General features: G+C 40.5%; 16 protein-coding genes. 11 read left to right on the top strand and 5 right to left on the bottom strand.

The window, feature by feature from the left end; all coding sequences use genetic code 11:
* Positions 1-5: 5 nt before the first annotated feature.
* The 3 genes from xrtA to BIZ39_RS07700 are packed head-to-tail and all read left to right on the top strand — an operon-like array spanning position 6 to position 4,051.
* Positions 6-1,448 carry an exosortase A gene (xrtA, locus tag BIZ39_RS07710; protein ID WP_187446733.1) on the top strand — a complete coding sequence of 481 codons (1,443 nt, stop codon included), beginning with the start codon at positions 6-8 and terminating at the stop codon, positions 1,446-1,448.
* The gene (locus tag BIZ39_RS07705) at positions 1,441-2,589 is read left to right on the top strand and encodes a glycosyltransferase family 4 protein (protein ID WP_187446732.1); all 1,149 of its coding nucleotides are present in this window, start codon (positions 1,441-1,443) and stop codon (positions 2,587-2,589) included. Before xrtA ends, BIZ39_RS07705 begins: the two co-directional genes overlap by 8 nt.
* Positions 2,570-4,051, top strand: coding sequence for an oligosaccharide flippase family protein (locus tag BIZ39_RS07700; protein ID WP_187446731.1), 1,482 nt, complete (start codon positions 2,570-2,572; stop codon positions 4,049-4,051). Before BIZ39_RS07705 ends, BIZ39_RS07700 begins: the two co-directional genes overlap by 20 nt.
* On the opposite strand, the gene BIZ39_RS07695 is transcribed toward BIZ39_RS07700, so the two are convergent.
* From BIZ39_RS07695 to BIZ39_RS07685, 3 genes are read right to left on the bottom strand one after another with little or no spacing between them, the layout of a single operon-like run.
* Complete coding sequence (locus BIZ39_RS07695) at positions 4,005-5,036, bottom strand: right-handed parallel beta-helix repeat-containing protein (RefSeq protein ID WP_187446730.1); 1,032 nt, start codon at positions 5,034-5,036, stop codon at positions 4,005-4,007. The two genes, BIZ39_RS07700 and BIZ39_RS07695, sit on opposite strands and share 47 nt — an antisense overlap.
* Positions 5,037-5,038: 2 nt before the next feature.
* Positions 5,039-5,617 (bottom strand): acyltransferase, encoded by a 579-nt coding sequence (locus BIZ39_RS07690; protein WP_187446729.1) that lies wholly within the window; start codon positions 5,615-5,617, stop codon positions 5,039-5,041.
* Positions 5,614-6,852, bottom strand: a complete 1,239-nt coding sequence (locus BIZ39_RS07685) for a TIGR03087 family PEP-CTERM/XrtA system glycosyltransferase (RefSeq protein WP_187446728.1) — start codon at positions 6,850-6,852, stop codon at positions 5,614-5,616. The genes BIZ39_RS07690 and BIZ39_RS07685 overlap by 4 nt, the downstream gene beginning before the upstream one ends.
* Positions 6,853-7,061: 209 nt before the next feature.
* Here BIZ39_RS07685 and BIZ39_RS07680 point away from each other — a divergent pair, with 209 nt between their 5' ends.
* From BIZ39_RS07680 to BIZ39_RS07655, 6 genes are read left to right on the top strand one after another with little or no spacing between them, the layout of a single operon-like run.
* Positions 7,062-8,051 carry a glycosyltransferase family 2 protein gene (locus tag BIZ39_RS07680; RefSeq protein ID WP_187446727.1) on the top strand — a complete coding sequence of 330 codons (990 nt, stop codon included), beginning with the start codon at positions 7,062-7,064 and terminating at the stop codon, positions 8,049-8,051.
* On the top strand, positions 8,048-9,259 hold the full coding sequence (locus BIZ39_RS07675) for a glycosyltransferase (RefSeq protein ID WP_187446726.1): 1,212 nt from the start codon (positions 8,048-8,050) through the stop codon (positions 9,257-9,259). The genes BIZ39_RS07680 and BIZ39_RS07675 overlap by 4 nt, the downstream gene beginning before the upstream one ends.
* Complete coding sequence (locus BIZ39_RS07670; RefSeq protein WP_187446725.1) at positions 9,256-9,435, top strand: glycosyltransferase family 2 protein; 180 nt, start codon at positions 9,256-9,258, stop codon at positions 9,433-9,435. Before BIZ39_RS07675 ends, BIZ39_RS07670 begins: the two co-directional genes overlap by 4 nt.
* Positions 9,432-10,280: a glycosyltransferase family 2 protein gene (locus BIZ39_RS07665; RefSeq protein WP_187446724.1), complete on the top strand. Its 849-nt coding sequence runs from the start codon at positions 9,432-9,434 to the stop codon at positions 10,278-10,280. The genes BIZ39_RS07670 and BIZ39_RS07665 overlap by 4 nt, the downstream gene beginning before the upstream one ends.
* A 1-nt stretch (position 10,281) precedes the next feature.
* On the top strand, positions 10,282-11,535 hold the full coding sequence (locus BIZ39_RS07660) for a hypothetical protein (RefSeq protein WP_187446723.1): 1,254 nt from the start codon (positions 10,282-10,284) through the stop codon (positions 11,533-11,535).
* A gap of 28 nt (positions 11,536-11,563) precedes the next feature.
* Positions 11,564-12,442, top strand: coding sequence for a glycosyltransferase family 2 protein (locus BIZ39_RS07655; RefSeq protein ID WP_187446722.1), 879 nt, complete (start codon positions 11,564-11,566; stop codon positions 12,440-12,442).
* Positions 12,443-12,487: 45 nt separating this feature from the next.
* Here the strand turns inward: BIZ39_RS07655 and BIZ39_RS07650 are convergent, their stop codons facing one another.
* Positions 12,488-13,402, bottom strand: a complete 915-nt coding sequence (locus BIZ39_RS07650) for a glycosyltransferase (protein ID WP_187446721.1) — start codon at positions 13,400-13,402, stop codon at positions 12,488-12,490.
* 555 nt (positions 13,403-13,957) lie between these two features.
* Positions 13,958-14,701 (bottom strand): sulfotransferase family 2 domain-containing protein, encoded by a 744-nt coding sequence (locus BIZ39_RS07645; protein WP_187446720.1) that lies wholly within the window; start codon positions 14,699-14,701, stop codon positions 13,958-13,960.
* Between the two features lie 64 nt (positions 14,702-14,765).
* On the opposite strand from BIZ39_RS07645, the gene BIZ39_RS07640 reads away from it, so the two are divergent.
* Positions 14,766-15,629 carry a glycosyltransferase family 2 protein gene (locus tag BIZ39_RS07640; protein WP_187446719.1) on the top strand — a complete coding sequence of 288 codons (864 nt, stop codon included), beginning with the start codon at positions 14,766-14,768 and terminating at the stop codon, positions 15,627-15,629.
* Positions 15,626-17,074, top strand: a complete 1,449-nt coding sequence (locus BIZ39_RS07635) for a lipopolysaccharide biosynthesis protein (protein ID WP_187446718.1) — start codon at positions 15,626-15,628, stop codon at positions 17,072-17,074. Before BIZ39_RS07640 ends, BIZ39_RS07635 begins: the two co-directional genes overlap by 4 nt.
* Positions 17,075-17,087: the final 13 nt, after the last annotated feature.

Here is a 17,087-nt window from a genome sequence, read left to right as displayed (position 1 = left end):
AAATTATGGATAAGAAGTTAGATAGGGAATGTGTCATCTTACTACTATCAACACTGGTGTTGTGGCTGGTCTTTTGCTGGCAAGGTGTTGTAACAGCGTTTGATATTTGGTGGGGGAATGAAATATTCAATCATTGCCTATTTGTTTTACCTACCACTGCTTATCTTATATATATAAAGCGAGACTCTTTACTATCTAATGATATTAAGCCAACACTGCTACCTTTGTTTGTAGTTGTGCCTTTATGTACCTTGTATGTCATTGGGCGAGTTGGTGATATTCAACTTTTCATGCATATTGCAGCGTTTACGCTTTTACCGGTGTTAATTTGGTCGGTAATTGGGCACAAAGCGGCTAAGAGTATTCTGTTCCCCCTTGTTTTTTTACTGTTTGCTATTCCTGTTGGTGAGCAATTAATTCCGTTTCTTCAAGAAATAACCGCCGATGGTTCGGTGGCTTTATTAAAAATGGTGGGAATACCTCTTTATAGAAACGGCCTGTATATTGAGATCCCCGCCGGTCGCTTTTTAGTTGCTGAAGCGTGTTCCGGTGTGAGTTTCTTCATAGTAAGTATAGTAATTGGTTCGCTTTTTTCTTACTTAAGCTTTGTGTCGTCTACAAAAAAGTTCGTTTTTGTCACAATTTCAGTGTTCTTACCAGTACTTGCAAATATTGTGAGAGTGTTTGGCATTATCTACATTGCACATAAAACAGATATGGAATATGCCGCCGGTGCGGACCACCTAATTTATGGCTGGTTCTTCTTTGCTTTTGTCATTCTTTGCTTACTGGGTATTGGTGAACTACTTCGCGATAAGGGGACACAGGCTGAACCGCCTAGCAAGCTGGGTCTTGGCAACATTCTGTTGAATACTAAGAAAGTGGCGTTAGTTTATTTGGTGCTAGTAGTGTTCGGCGCATGGTCTTGGTCTTATGCTCTATATAAAACTGGAAACTCTACCAGTACTTTTAACACCAAAGCAATTGCTGGTCTTAAAGGGTGTAATGATGAACGTCTATATTGGCAACCCAAAATTGAACATGCCGATAAACAAATAAGGCGGCAATATATACTTGGCGGTCGTTGCCAGGCAATATTAGTTCAGGCTGAGTTTCACAGTTTTGACAGCGAGTTAGTTAGCGGCTTAACCCTTCTTTATTCAGAAAGTGAATGGTCGTTGATGCGTTCGGCTAGCGAGACAATAACAATCAATGATTATGCGCAAACTGTTCCCGTTTTGTACTTAACATCGCCATCTGAACAGAAAATAAAAGTGGCTAGATGGTATGAAGTTAATGGCATAGTACTAACTTCAACGGTAAAAACTAAATTGTATGTAACGTATTTAAAAATGACGCGCCAATATAAGGGGGGGCGTTTGCTGATGTTGGCAATGCCGACAATATTGGATTCTGCTGAGTTTCAAGTTACTGAAAATTATGAATAAAACGTTAGTGTTGACTGAGAATTTCCCTCCGGTAGAGGGCGGAAGTGGTCGCTGGTTTTGGGAGCTATATTCTAGGTTGCCTGGCGAGCAGGTTGTCGTAGCAACGAACAATACCACGGAACAAATTGAGCCTCCCGCCAATGGTATGGTGATAGAACGGCTTCCGTTACAAAGTGCCGAGTGGGGAATAAAGAGCGTCACAGGCCTTATGTTTTACGTTAAAAGTGTTGTTCGTATTATTAAGTTAATAAAGAAACACAACATTAAAGAGATACACTGCGGGCGCGTTATTCATGAGGGCGTTATCGCTTGGCTTGCCTCTAAAGTAACTGGGGTTACCGTTGTGTGTTATGTACATGGAGAAGACGTAGAAGTTGCTGCGGTCAGTCGTGAACACAGCCTGTTGGTAAAGCAGGTATGCAAGCGTAGCCATACGCTTATTTGTAATAGTGAAAACAGCAAAGCGCTGGTGCAAAAGTTGAATTTCGCTGAGCCCGACAAATGTGTTGTCTTGCATCCGGGGTTTGATGCAGAGCATTTTCAACCTGTTTTGCGAGACGAACAGACCCGAAAAGCATTTGGCTGGGATGGCAAGTTTTCGGTTATTACGGTCGGGCGTTTACAGCGCAGAAAGGGGCAGGATTATTTTATCCAGGCTATGCCTGATTTGTTGAAACGTTTTCCAACGCTGCATTATACGGTTATAGGACGAGGTGAACTTGAGCAAGAACTCAAAGAGCAGATTAGCGTGCTGGGTTTATCTGACCATGTACAAGTGGTTACCGATGCCGACGACGACAAAATGGCAGCTATGTATCAGCAGTGTGATGTATTTATATTACCTAACAGGACCATTGGAGGAGATATAGAAGGCTTCGGCATGGTGCTACTAGAGGCTCAGGCTTGTGGAAAGTATGTGGTAGCGGGCAATTCTGGTGGAACAAGAGAAACCATGCGCGTTGGAGAAACGGGGTTCGTTATAGATTGTAGTTCGCCTGGCGCTATTGTAGACGGTTTCTCTATGGTTATGCAGAAACTTCCAAGTTTGACTATGTCGCCCAGCGAGTTCGTTAAAAGCACGTTTTCCTGGGATGTGCATGTAGAAAAAGCAAGGGCGCTGTTTGACCGCTTCGCTAACTAAGAAAACGCTGGTCAGTTCTGCGTTTTCAAGTGCTGCTCAGGTCATTAGCAAGCTATTAGGCTTGCTAAGTACTTTAGTTGTTGCGCGTGTTCTGACTCCTGATGTCTTTGCCTTGGCGGCCATTCTTTCTATTACGCTTTACTTTGTTGATGTATTAGGCGATGTGGCCAGTGAAACTTACATATTGCAGAAAAAGCGTGTTTCGTTTTTGGATATTCAAAGCGCGTGGACATTGAATTTAGCCATCAAAATATGTTGCTGCTTGTTGCTTGCCTGCCTCGCGCCATTTGCTGCCCGTTTCTTTGAACAGCCTTCGCTAACAACTCCATTGCAAGTGGCTACCTTGGTGCTTCCACTAAAAGCACTGTGTTCTGTCTACTTCCTTAAGCTTAAAAGGCACCTTAAATATGGCTTATTAACCTTGGCCACATTTGCTGAGCGGGTAATCGCTACCGTTCTTCTTGTTTCCTCTGCATTACTTTTCGAAAGCGTTTGGGCGTTTGTTGTTGCTGATATAGGCGGGTCATTTACATTAATGGCAATCAGCTATGTTTTATCGCAGCGACGTCCGGTACTTACGCTTGCAAACGTGGCCGAACAGTGGGCATTTTCAAAATGGCTCATAGGAAAACAAATTGCCGGTTATTTGCGTTCTCAACTTGATACGTTGCTTGTTGCTAAGTTTTTTTCTTCAACGGTAACAGGGCATTATTACATGGCACGAGATGTGGCTATGTTACCCGGAAGGTTTTTATTGGGGCCTGCAATTGAACCTCTTATTGCCTCGTTTAGAAATGAAAAATTGAAACGTCAGGCCTTGTTAGAAAACGTTGCGCTTAGCTACTGCGTTGCACTACTTATTGCTTCTCCCATAGCCATATTTGTCGCATATTTTGCCGATGTGGTTGTTTTAACGCTACTTGGGCCGCAGTGGGATATGGCAGCCGAGTATCTGCCTTCGCTTATTTTTTTGTTCTTTTATTGGGTTATTTTACAAGTAACTGAGCAGGGCCTGATTGCATGCGGTAAAGTGAGTTTTCTGTTCTATTTCGATGTGTTCTCTTTGTTGTTTATTGCATCTGCGCTACTTACATCGCTTGCGGCTCATACTGATATTTTATTACTCATAGAAGTGCGTATAGCGGCGGGCTTTTTTCTAACGGGTAGTGCAATGGGGGTTTTGTTTAGCAACCAATGGAAAATGCTGTACGGCGTAATGATTAATCTAATGGCCTTTTTCGCCATTAGTTTATTTTCCGCAGAGGTCGCATTTAAACTTGGCGGTATGTTGGGCATAGCGTGGGCGCCACTGAAGTTGTTGGTGGTCGGCTTGGTGTTTGGCGCTACATATTTACCCTGTATACTACTTTATGTGATAAAGCTGTCTCACAAAGACTATCGCGGCCCGCTTATTTTTATTTTCCAAGAAGCGTGGACCACATTGAGCGCTTTTCGTCGCTAAGTGTTAGTTGCGCATTTTCTGCAACGGTGCCCGAAGCGCCATTTCGTTGTTTAATAGCACCTAATACTACGTTGTTTCTTATTTCTACATTGCGGGTGAAACCAAACCGATATTCAATGGCATTAGGATAGCCTGAGTGAAGCAGTACCGTATTACTAAGTACTTTTGTACCCTTAGCGCTTTCTAGCACTATTCCTGCATCTTTATACGCATGTGTTGTGTTGTTATGAATAATAACGTTGTTTTCAATGGTTCCCCCAACATGTTCGTTTTCAACGTTTCCTAAACCAAACCCTATGCCCCGGTCGCTGTTAATAATCATATTATTTCTCACTATTGTATTGTGAGAATTACGCCAAAAATGAATAGCGTGTTCGGCAATGTGCTCTGAGGGGCTGGCGATATTTTCGAAAAGGTTATTTTCCACTACCCAGTTTTTAGTGCGATGCGCATCTATTCCACCAATGTAATAATTTGGGCCTACCGTTGCCGAGTATGAAAAGCGGGAATTGCTAATTTTACCGTTGTGTGAATAAGGCGAGTCTAGCTTAGGGCTGGCGCTTACTTTAAGAAGCTGCTCGTAACTGTCGCGAAGTATGCTGTTCGTTAACGTGAAATTATCAGCGCCCAGTTCGGCTCTTATCTGTATTAGGTGGTTAGCACTTTGCTCTAAGGTTACCCCTGTAAGGGTAAAATCATCAGCGTGCACATCAATGAGAATTTCGTCGCCACCATTTTCCGATGCTGGGCGCATTCCATTGCCTCTAAAAACAACGTCTTCAGGCGAGCCAGAAGCGCCAGCAATAGTCACGTTGTCTGCTTTTATTTGTAGCCGATAGTTAAGCTTGTAAACGCCAGGCTCAACAATAATATGCGAATTAGGGCGTGTAATTGCTCTTGCCAGTGCATCAATATTGTCAACGGTGCTCGCTGCCAGTACGTGAACGGGTAACAAACCTAGCAAAGCAAAAGTAATTAGACGCATGATTACTTCCTCATTTTTATGATAGTTGCAGGGTTTCCCGCAACAATGGCGAAATCAGGAATGTCTTTTGTGACTACTGCGCCTGCTGCCACAACACATTTTTTTCCCACGTTAGCCATAATAATAGCACCGTTTCCAGCCCATGTGTCTTCACCAAGGGTGATCGGTTGAAAATTGCCGCCTTGTTCTCTAATAGGTTTATCTAAATCGTCAAAATTGTGTTGTTGCTTTCCACTTAAAATGTGCACGCCACTGCCCAATAAACAGTCTTTTTCTATTACGCATGCACCAATATTGCACTGAGGGCCAATATAAACACCTTGCTTAATCACGGTGTTTTTTTGGCTAAGTAAAGTAGCAAACCCGATAAAGGAATCTTGAGAAAAACCCATCAGCGTTATTCGATAAAACGCACCTCGTAGGAAGTTACCTGACTTGCCTGGGAACAGGCTTAAAAATTGGCTAAATGCAGCAAAGCAATTGTCAGACGAGACTATATTCAGCACGAAGTAAAGAACAATCAGCGGGCTTACTGCGATGATAGCAATAAGGTGAATACACTTCTTCAGTACAGATTTCATTGTTGGTGCCTGTTTTCGGTAAGGGCGTTGAAAAACGGTGCCATCTTACTTTCCCACGAGTAGTGTTCTAATATGGTTTTTCTAGCGCTTAAAGACAGTTGCTCGGCCAGCGCCGAAGAACTTAATGTATTGATAAGCGCAGCGGCAAACTCGTCAGCATGGCGTGCAATAAGCACATTATCTTCGTTTTTACAAAGTATTCCCTCTGCGCCCATTGGGGTAGTAATAACGGGTAAACCACAAGACATTGCCTGTAATACCTTATTTTGCACACCGCGAGCAATTTGGAATGGGGCGACAAAAGCGCTTGCCTTGTGGAAGTAAGGCATGATGTCATCAACAAAGCCTGTTACTTCAATACTTGGATGTTCCGCCAGCTTTTTTACTGTTTCTGCGGGGTTCATACCGGCAATCGTAAATGTTGCTTCGGGAAAGCGAGAGAGTACCGTTGGCCATATTTCTTTGGTAAACCAAATAACCGCGTCTATATTTGGTTTGTAATCCATAACACCAGTGAAGAGTACGTTGTTACCTACCGCCTGTTGCTTATCTTCACCGGCATTAGGAGTGAATACATGTGCGTCGATCCCGTTACCCAGTTCCACAACATTTTGCGAACGTGTCACCGTTTTATTGAACACCGCAATTTCAGCTTTGGCGATTAAAAATACCTTGTCTGCGATATCGACACACTTTTTTTCTAGCTGCCTTACCAAGTGCGCTTCTCGCTTGTATAGCACGCGCATTGGCCACTGACTTTGGTTTGCATACTGTTGCCACTTGTCTGAATCAACATCCATAAAATCGATGAGAATTGCGGGTGGCGTTGAACTATGCGTGGCGTTGTTCTTTTGTAACGCTAATGCATAAGGATAAAGGCTTGAAGCGGTGAGCAGCACAGCACAATAACGGTGTTCGGCAACGTGCTTAACAAGCCACTCTTGCAGTTGCTTATTAAAGAAGTTGGCTTCAGATAGTGACTTAGCGCTTACTAGCCCTTTAAGCAGGCGCCACCATTTAGGTTCCCCGTATAAAAAGCCTTGGGTGTTACCATTTATCTTTATACCGAGTTCCTTCAAGTGCTGCTGATCTTGCGCGCCCTCTAAAGAACAACTCACATCAACTTCATAGCCCTTCCTCACCAAACACTGAATTTGGTGAAACGTCCGTATCTTTTCTCCTTTATTCGGAGGGTAGGGGACGCGTTGACTAATTACTAAAATCCGTTTGCTCAAGACCTAACACTCTGCTTATCGAGGTAAAAACTAAGTCTACATGTTGGACTCGCATGATTGAAGTACAAATAAAAACGAATGCCGCAAACGGTTAAGGTTGCTGCAATTCCCCCCCATTTGGGTTATTGCTATTTTGCGCTTGCTCAATAAAGAGTAAATCTGTCAAACTAGCGAAAAAGCCCATTTATTAATTATGGAGAAGGACGACCGTGAAGCTGATTGTACAAATTCCTTGTTACAACGAAGAGCATACACTCCCTGAAACTTATAATGACATTCCACGAGAGATAGATGGTGTTGATAAGGTTGAGATCATGATCATTGATGATGGATCGACAGACCGAACAATTGAGGTGGCGAAATCCCTTGGTGTAGACCATATCATTCGCAACAAAAATAACCGCGGGCTAGCACGTACATTCAGGAAAGGTATTGATGAATGTTTAAAGTTAGGTGCTGATATTATCGTAAACACCGACGGTGATAACCAATATGCGGGCTGGGACATTCCAAAACTTATAAAGCCTATTTTGGATGAAAAGGCTGATGTGGTTGTAGGCGACAGGAAAACGCAAGACATCCAGCACTTCACACCGTTAAAAAAATTACTTCAGCGCCTTGGTAGTTATGTGGTTAAAAAGGTGTCTGGTGTACAAGTTCCTGATGCAGTAAGTGGGTTTCGTGCCTACAGCAGAGAAGCGGCGCTACAGCTAAATATTATTAGCCCATTTAGCTATACCATTGAAGCCCTAATTCAATCGGGTAAAAAACACATGGCGGTAACGCATGTTCCCGTTGAGACTAACGCTAAAACTCGCGAGTCTAGGCTTTTCACAAGCATTCCCAAGTTTATTGAGCGACAACTCACTACCATAGTGCGTATGTACACTATGTATCAGCCGTTGCGGGTATTTGTATTACTGGGTGCACTAATTACGCTAATAGGTTTAATACCTATTGTTAGGTTTTTAATTTTTTACATGATGGGGGATGGTAATGGCCATCTGCAATCATTAATACTTGGCGGTGTACTAACTCTACTGGGTATTATTACCTTCTTGATTGCCATACTTGCCGACCTGATAAACTTCAATCGCCAACTTATTGAACAAACGTTAGAAAAAGTGCGCAGAATGGAACTGCAGATGCTTGATGAAAAGAAAGAACGCGAGAGTGCGAGAAACGATACTGTTGAATGAAAATTTTAATCGTAACGTCTAACTACCCGCGCTGGGTTGGCGATAGTACCACGCCATTTGTTCATAATTTTGCACGCGAACTAGTGAGCCAAGGCGCGCAAGTTCGCGTTTTGGCTCCGCATTTTGAAGGTGCCAAACGCAAAGATAATATGGATGGTGTGGAAATTCGCCGTTTTCGGTATTGGCTGCCTGAATCAGGGCAAACGGTATGTTACCAAGGTGGCGCACTCGGGAATTTAAAGAAAAATTGGGTTAATAAGCTTAAGTTACCTGTTTTGGTGGCCTGCGAGTTTTTCTTCACTCTAGTACAGACTTTATTTTGGAAACCTACTTGGATAAATTCTCACTGGCTTATTCCACAGGGTTTTGTATGCGCGCTGGTGAGTAAACTGACAAACGTTAAGCATGTTAGCACTATTCATGGTGGTGACGTGCTTGCACTCGACAGCCACCTTCTCAGAAAATTTAAAGCATTTGCGTTAAAACACTCAGATGTAGTAACCGTGAATAGCTCGGTAACTAGAGCAAAGGCAGAAGCGCTCTCGCCTGCAACCGTGAGCAATTTAGTGCTTTTGCCTACGGGTATTTTAGCAATCCCCCCCCTAGACCAAGATGAAGTGTTGGCTGTACGAACGCAATTACTCCCTAAATCAAAGGAATATTTGCTGCTTTATGTAGGCCGGGTTAATGAAGAAAAGGGCGTTAAAGAGCTGATTGAAGCGACAAAGATACTGTTAGATAAAGGTTACTCGGTACATTTAGCCATCGTGGGTCGAGGGCATCAAGAGCAGCAATTTAAAGCGTTGGCTGCAACGCTAAACGTTGAGAACGCAGTAACGTTTGTGGGCTGGGTAGATAGTTCAGAGATTTATCATTACTACGCAGCTGCCGACATTTTTGTTGGCCCATCAAAACGTGCTGACGACGGCTGGATAGAGGCACAAGGCTTAACGTTTGTTGAAGCAATGCTGGCGGGTTGCAAAGTAGTAGGTACAAATAGCGGTGGCATACCCGACGCCGTCATTGATGGCAAGACAGGCTGGTTAGCTGAACCAGATAACGCTATCTCCCTTAGCGAAAATATCAAGAAAGCATTAGATAACGACAGAACAGAAATAATCGATACTGCCAGCACTTTTGCAAAGGACAACTATTTAGTACAGAACACTGTTAGGCGTTTCTTAAAGTCTTTGAAGGATGTAGCGTGAATCAAAATCCTAAAGTCTCAGTGGTTATCCCTGTATTTAACGATTTTATTAGGCTAGATAAATGCTTAAGTTCACTGGCAGACCAGACTTACAATGGCGAAGTTGAAGAATATTTAAATTTAGTCCGTTGGCAAACCCGTATCGAAGGCATTTTATATCAGGGAGTTTCGGAATGAGCTTTGTACCTGAGTTAACTATAACTCTTACGCGCTACGCTGAGCCTAACTGGCTATTTATGGAAACACTGCTATCGCTTTCGAAGCAAGTAGAAATAAGCGCTCATGTGTTAGTTTTGGATCAACAAAATAACGAAGAAATTAGAGCGTTCTGCACTAAACATTCTTCGAAATCTATAGAATTACATTACCATGTTATTGCGGCAAAGAGTTTATCATTTGCACGTAATGAAGCGATTAGAATGTGTCAAACTGCGCTGTTACTTTATATTGACACAGATGCGATTGCTGCCCCGAACTGGGCGCATGAATTACGCACTGCAATGCTTGAAAATAAAGCAGCTGTAGCTGGTGGGAAGATAATTCCAAAATGGCATAAGGAGCCGGGGTTACTTCAGCGAAGTCGGTTGGTTTTAGAACAATATTCGATGCTAGATCTCGGTGAATCCACGATAAATGTAGGGAAAGTAATTGGAGCAAATTTTGCAATTAATAAAGTAGCGCTGGCCGAGTTAGCACACTTTGACGAGGAACTCGGTCGAAAGAATGGCAAGCTATTGGGCGGCGAAGAAACTGGGCTTTGCGCTGATGCGAAAGACAAAGGTCTTAATGTTATCTACGTTGGAAAAGCCATTGTGCATCATCAAGTTATGCCGGAGAGAGTAACCTTTAAATGGATTTCAAAGCGAATGTATTACGGCGGCTACTCGCGAGCGCTACGCGGAGGAAAACCCGAGCCCAATAGTGGCGCTGGCGGACTGTCCTTCTGGGATTACTTGGCGCTTATACTTTTACTACCATCTTATATTCTTGGGTTCATCCGCGCCAAAATGGACAGCAAATGATATGAAAAAAAACAATGTAAATGACCAGCGCGCGTTGCGAATAGGTATTCCCAATTTTGCCAGTACATTCCTTACGTTTTTTATTAATTTGGCCAAATACTTAGAAGCGTTAGGTTATGATGTTGTATTTTTAAATCCCGATCCTTTTTTGCGTTCAAGACTAGACAAACATGGTTGTTCTTACGAGCTATATCCATCGATTAACAACATCGCCCACCTAGAAGAACCCTTCGATAAAAGCGCTGATATTATTCGGTATCTCTCTCGGCTTTATCGTTTGAATGACGTGCAAGAAATAAGGCTAATTGCGGCTAAAAATAAGTTATACAGCAGAGCCCTTGAGCATTTACGCTTATCGCCCGTCGACAAGATGATTGTTTGGAATGGGCTGGGGAATGTAGAGAAAACCGTTTGCCAAGCACTCAACATAGACGCCTTTTATTGTGAAAACGGGTATTTTGAAAACACGTTTCAAATGAATAAACGTGGCGTTAACAGCGAGGGGAGCTTTGTCGATTTACCTGCTAACCAGCTGTATGACTTTGCCTATCCTGAAGCGGATGCAAAGGTAACGACATCAGAATTTACACTCACCGAAACTCCATTCAACAAGCTCTATTATTATTTAAAGCGGTTATTTGACGAAGACTATCGCAACTACCTGTTTTCAATGATTGCGTATAATTTGGCCGTAAAAAAAGCAAAGAAGAGTTTTAGCGAGCAACAATTCGAACATATTGACTTCGAAAAGATAGGCAAATTTATCTTTATTCCTTTACAGGTAAACTCTGACACACAAACCATTTTGTACAGTGATTTTAAAGATAGTTATGACTTTTTAAGCACAGTTATTCCTAAGCTAAAACCGCTGGGCTACCATATTGTATTGAAACAACATCCCTTTGAAACAGAGCCTGTCGACTATTCTTCTTTTGTTGGTAAACAGGTATCTTTATTTTCAAAATGTGATTTGAATGCGCTTATAGACCGTGCCGAGTTTGTTGTCACTATAAACTCTAGTGTCGGTCTACAAGCCATTGAACGTGGCAAAAAGGTGGTTGCATGCGGTGCGGCTTTATATAAAAACGCACCAAACTGTTACCCCCTCTCTGCGCTTGATAAAGTAGAAGAAGAACCACTGCAAGACGCGGAAAAATATATAACGAAATTGAAGCGTGATATATTTATAGAGGGTAATTGGCGAGAAGTGGCCGAATCATTGTTAGCATCAGTCTCTCAGCGTTTACTGGGATGATTTAACCACGGACGATATAAAAGTAATCATGATCAAAAGCATTCAGCCAGTTATTTCTGTCATCGTTCCAACTCGCGACAGACAAGAGCTATTTAATAAAGCAGTCCAGAGTGTATTTCATCAGACATACTCAAATATTGAACTTATTGTTGTAGATGACCACTCTAAGGCGCCCCCTGTTATCGAAGATGCCCCAGAACATATTGAAGTAAAATACTATAGAAATGACAAAGCTTCAGGTGGGGCAATATCGAGAAATACGGGTGTGCGTTTGAGCAAAGGCGAGTTTATCTGTTTTTTAGATGACGATGATTATTACCACGAGAATAAACTGCAAACATTGTTTGAACAACTTTGTGCCGACAGCAGTCTTTCTGCGGTATTCGGCAGAATAGTCAAACTATCCGAGCCGGCCCGTACAATGGATAAAAAATACCTTGATAAACAAGGTATAATAAGGACACCCGAGGCAATTAGGTATTTACATACCAACTCATCGTTAATTAGAAGACACGTTTTTGAAGAGATACGATTTGACGAAACGCTTCAAAAGTTCCAAGACACGCAGTTACATATAGAATTGATCTGTAATAAAAAGTGTAAGTACGTTTATGAAGATGTAGCGTATTGGAATGACAAACATGGCCTTGCTCAAATAACAGACATGAAAACGCAGGAAAGCTACCTTCGGAGCCTGGTTAATTTCAAAAAAATGATAAAAAACTTAGCGAAACGTCAGCGAATTAGTCGTCACTACTACTTAGTTTTTTACATAAAGTATTTAGTCATGTTAAGAGATTATAAAAGACAATTTGGCAATTTAAGCGGAATAGCGATAAGTAGTCATGATTTTGTTTTTTACCAAGCAGTGCGTCTAGCCAGCCTTTTACTAGGGAGAGGTGCATAACCGGCAATATACTGCGTTAACCACGCGCTTTAACTCGCCGGTAACTTACCTTCTTTCCGGCGATGCCACTAATCCCAATGAACAAAGAGCTATTTGCTGAAGTTTATACAGCTTGCCGAAATACAAAATACTGCTAGCTTTGAGCTTTGTTGAAAACGAAACCTCTTTATTAAAGTTAAAAAGTTGACGCATTCGCTGTAATGGTGGTATCGCCAGCAAAAGCAAGCCTTTGGACCGAAGTGCCGTACGAGCTTGCGGACTGCTTTGGCGGCGCGCCCACAAGCCGTGAGTAGTACGTCGAATTTTAGTGAAATATCCCGACATAGAATCACGAGCAGGGTGATGGATAACAACAGCAGCATCGTAAGCCAAGCATCCATTTTGCTCGTGTAAGCGAAGACCCCACTCGGCGTCACCACCTGACATTAGCGAATCGTTGAAAATACCAACACGTTCAAACGCTGACTTTCTCACTATTAGATTTGCCGTAGGGGCGTAATGATAAAGGGCAATGGATTGTTCTTGTGGAAATGCGAAGCACATGTCAATAAGTTCAACAGCATTAGGACGGTTTTGCTTATTTGAGAACAGGGTTATTGGCCCGCTCACCGCGTCAATGCTAGCGTTTTCTTGTAGCTTGTTGACTGCGCTTTCAAGCCATTCGGGCTGAGGAATACAATCGGAGTCGGTAAAAGCATAAATAGGCGAATTGAACTGTTTTATTGCCTTATTTCTTGCACTATATGAACCTGGCTTGTGCTCTACCAGCAGCACAACATTGTCAAACTGTTGAACCGTTGCCTCTGGCGCGGTAGTAGAGCCATTATCGACAACAATAACTTGGTAGCGGTCGGATGATAGCGTTTGGTTAGACAACGCCTGTAAACATTTATACAAGCGGCATTCGTCATTGAAATGAGGAATGATGACAGCTATCTGTGGTGGGGTTGTATGTGACATCGCAAGCTTTGTGTATATCATTTAAGTACGTACATAATAATTAACCCACTATACGAAGCAAGTAGCCATACCACATTATTTTATCGAAAGGTGGGCGTATTCAAATTAAGTAGGGTAAACAAACTCATTACGTTGAGGTGCTGTACCGCTCATGGACAAACGCCGTCGACATTTGCGTAGAAGTGTAGCGACTAGACTAATATTACTGTAAGATTTTCGTGTTAATCTTGAACAACTTAATGCTGATTGTTAACTCACAATCAAATAGATGAGGGTTTGCCAAAGGAAAGTCGGTTGGAGTACGTAAAGGATTGAAAGGTTCCAGTTGTATACTGAACTTTATGTGAATACAAATAGGACTGATCTGACTAGCAAAGAATAGTAGCGACCGAATCAGTAATATAGAGTGCAGCTGTGAAAATCAAACGACAAAAACTAAGCTCTACGGTTCGGAGATTGACGCACATAGATAGCAAGTAGCCGAGACAATAAGCGAAAACTCCAAATTAGTTAACTTAGAGTGAATTCTCAAAAAGTTGTAAAACTTCATCGAATTCATTCTTTTATTTGATAGTTGTAAAGCTTGAAGTCTTGAGCGTAGTATTTATTAAGAGAAAGCACTAAATCGTTACTAAGGTTGAGTTGCTCGGCTAAAAGATCGGGATCAGCTATTGGTTGCAGTGGGGAAGTCGTTTTCGAGTTTGCACCGTAACTTAAATCTAATGTTAGGCCGGCATTTGTAAGCTCAGTGAGAGAACTATCCAGTTGTTCTAATTTCCCCACGTAGTCGACTAGGGAAATGTCACCTTCACAGATCCATTCTGACTGGCGTATAAAATGAAGAAGCCTATTTGAATTGGGTATTTTTCCATCAGCCAAATCCTTTGCGAAGGATGTCATGTTTGGGTAACTAGCAACTACATTATATTGCAGGATGTCTAATGGATACTTAGCCGGATCTATATTTTCCCGAGTTGCCCAGTTATAGGCGCTTACAAAACGACTGTAAGGATGGCGTACAAAAGAAAAACGGAACGAACCACTCTTTAGCTTCAATATGTTACGGACAGTTCTAGGACTAAAAGCATGTGGAATAACAGTGCTTTTTACCTCGTGGCTTTTATCGAGAGCTTGCTTTATGCTTTGACTAGCAACTTTTGGCATTCTAAAGAATACGAATTGGGAACTGATTATGCCTTTTAAAGAATAGACTCTATTTTTAAATAGCTTAAGCTGTCCTCTGTGGGTACTGGCGAGAACTTGGACATTATGAGAGACACTACTGTCTAACTTTTTCATCGTAAAAATTAACTACCTATATAGACTTTTAAGGTTTTAACGGTACAAGTGACAGAAAATAAACATGAAACTAGCAATAATCGTTGTACTTTATAACAAAGCTATAAAAAATTCTACGACAATAAAGTCGCTTTCCAACTTAAAAAATGACGATTTTTCTGTTCTATTGTTTAACAATGGACCATCGTTAATTAACCCTGACGAAGAAGACCGAGCTTTAATAGAAAAATTTTTAAATATAAAAATTGTTCAAGACATAGATAATAGGCCGTTGAGTATTATATATAATGAATTTATTGAAAATGTAAAGGCAGATTCTTACTTAATACTTGATGATGATAGTTATGTTAAACCTTCGCTTATTCTAAAATATTTGTCTGCTGATTTATCCTTGGATTTGCATGTTCCAATAATACGTTCGAAATCAAATGGGGAGATTTGCTACCCATTATATGACAATGAAATTGTTAAAAGTTCTACGGTTTTAGATTTTGATGATAGCTTTAGAACAATTGGATCTGGCATTCTTATGTCTAAATGTTTAATAGATAAATTCAGATTTTTTGATGGCGAAATTTTCGATACCAGATTTTCCCTATATGGTGTGGATTTTAGTTTGTTCAGAAGGATGACATTACTCCTACATAAACACGTTGAATTCAAAATATCTGTAGTTGGAGAATTGGAACATTCACTCTCTAAAGTAGACGAGACTGGTGATCTAATGGAAAATGATGAGCGTTATATTGCTATGTTTCTTGGTCAGTTACTATACGAAAAAAATGGTATAAAAAAAGAACGGTTTGTACTCGGTGAGCTTTTAAAATACTTGAGGAAAATGGAGTTTAGACGTTGCATGTTAATTTTAAATTTATTCCTTCTACGTGAACATAAACGCTCTTTAAAATACAAAAAGAATATTAAATGAATTTGTTAAAAAATGTTAAGTGGGCTTCGGTTTCCCAGATTTTTAAAGTTATTGTTCAAATAGCAAATTTAGTGATTTTGACTCGCTTCATTAAACCAGATGATTATGGTTTAATGGCGATTTCTATGGTTTTTATAAATTTTGGTTTGCTTTTGAAAGATCAAGGACTATCAAAAGCTATTATTCAAAAGCTTGAACTTAAAGCTGAAGTAGTCAATGCCATTTTTTGGTGCGGTATTTATACGAGTATTTTAGTTTACCTTATAATATTCTTAAGTGCAGATTTTATTGCTGGATTTTACGAGTCAGAAGAGCTTACGCATATATTAAGAATGATAGCTCTAATTTTTCCGATAGGCGCATTTAGTAGCGTACATGTTGCATTGCTAGAAAGGGAATCAAAGTTCAAGATTATCGCGTTTGTTGAACTGACCTGTAGTATTGTGTCTTTTATTGTTGCTATTATTTTAGCATATTTGGGCTATGGGGTTTATGCCTTAGTATTTCAAGCAATTTCTTATAGTGTTATGAATACCTTTTTATTAATTTTTTCAAAAAGATTTTCAATTTCAATAAGCGGCTCTCTTAAACTTGCACCTATTAAAGAAGTACTCAGCTTTAGTGTTAATCTTTTTTTATTTAATATAATTAACTTTTTTTCAAGAAATTTAGATAACATTCTTATCGGAAGGTTTTTGGGAGTAATCTCGTTGGGAACGTACAACCTTGCTTATAGAATCATGCAGTTTCCCCTACAAAGCATAACTTTTGTTTTCTCACGAGCGCTTCTTCCAGTAGCAAGTAAAGCTCAGAATGATAATAAAAATATAGAAAGAATGTATTTAAACAGTGTTTTTAGCATTGCATTTCTTGTTTTTCCACTAATGATTTTTCTTACCAATTTTGGCGTTGAAACTGTAACTGTGTTTATTGGTGAAGAATGGAAGGTAACTGGTGAGATATTAGAATGGCTTGCCATTTGTTCTTGCTTCCAATGCATAAATTCATTATCTGGTTCCATCTTTATGGCAAAAGATAAAACAAAGTTTTTATTGAGACTTGGTAGCGCTGGTGCATGTATTCACATAACAGGTTTTATCATTGGTGTGAATTTCGATATTGTTAGCTTTTCAAAAATTTATGTTGTCACTACAGTTATAAATTCGATTTTAGTTATTTATTTTACTACTTTGATAATTGATTCTTCAATATTTAAAGTTTTCTCAAGAGTGAAGGGAATATTGGCATATAGTTTGGTGTCGTTAATAATAGTTGTAAATTTATCAAGATTTTTAGATGAATACGCCATTTTTCAAAATGGTATAGTTAACATTCTTTTAAATTCATTCATCTATGCTTGTCTTTATTTATCTATGATTGCTGTGCTTTCGAGTCATGCTAAACTAGCTATAAATAATTTAATTCACCGTAATAGTAATAGTTGACCAGGTTTTTACG

Origin of the sequence: Alteromonas sp. BZK5, assembly GCF_014349115.1 — a bacterium.
Lineage (GTDB): Bacteria > Pseudomonadota > Gammaproteobacteria > Enterobacterales > Alteromonadaceae > Alteromonas > Alteromonas macleodii.
The sequence above is the reverse complement of the archived record's forward strand: the minus strand, read 5'-3'. Positions and strand labels throughout refer to the sequence as shown.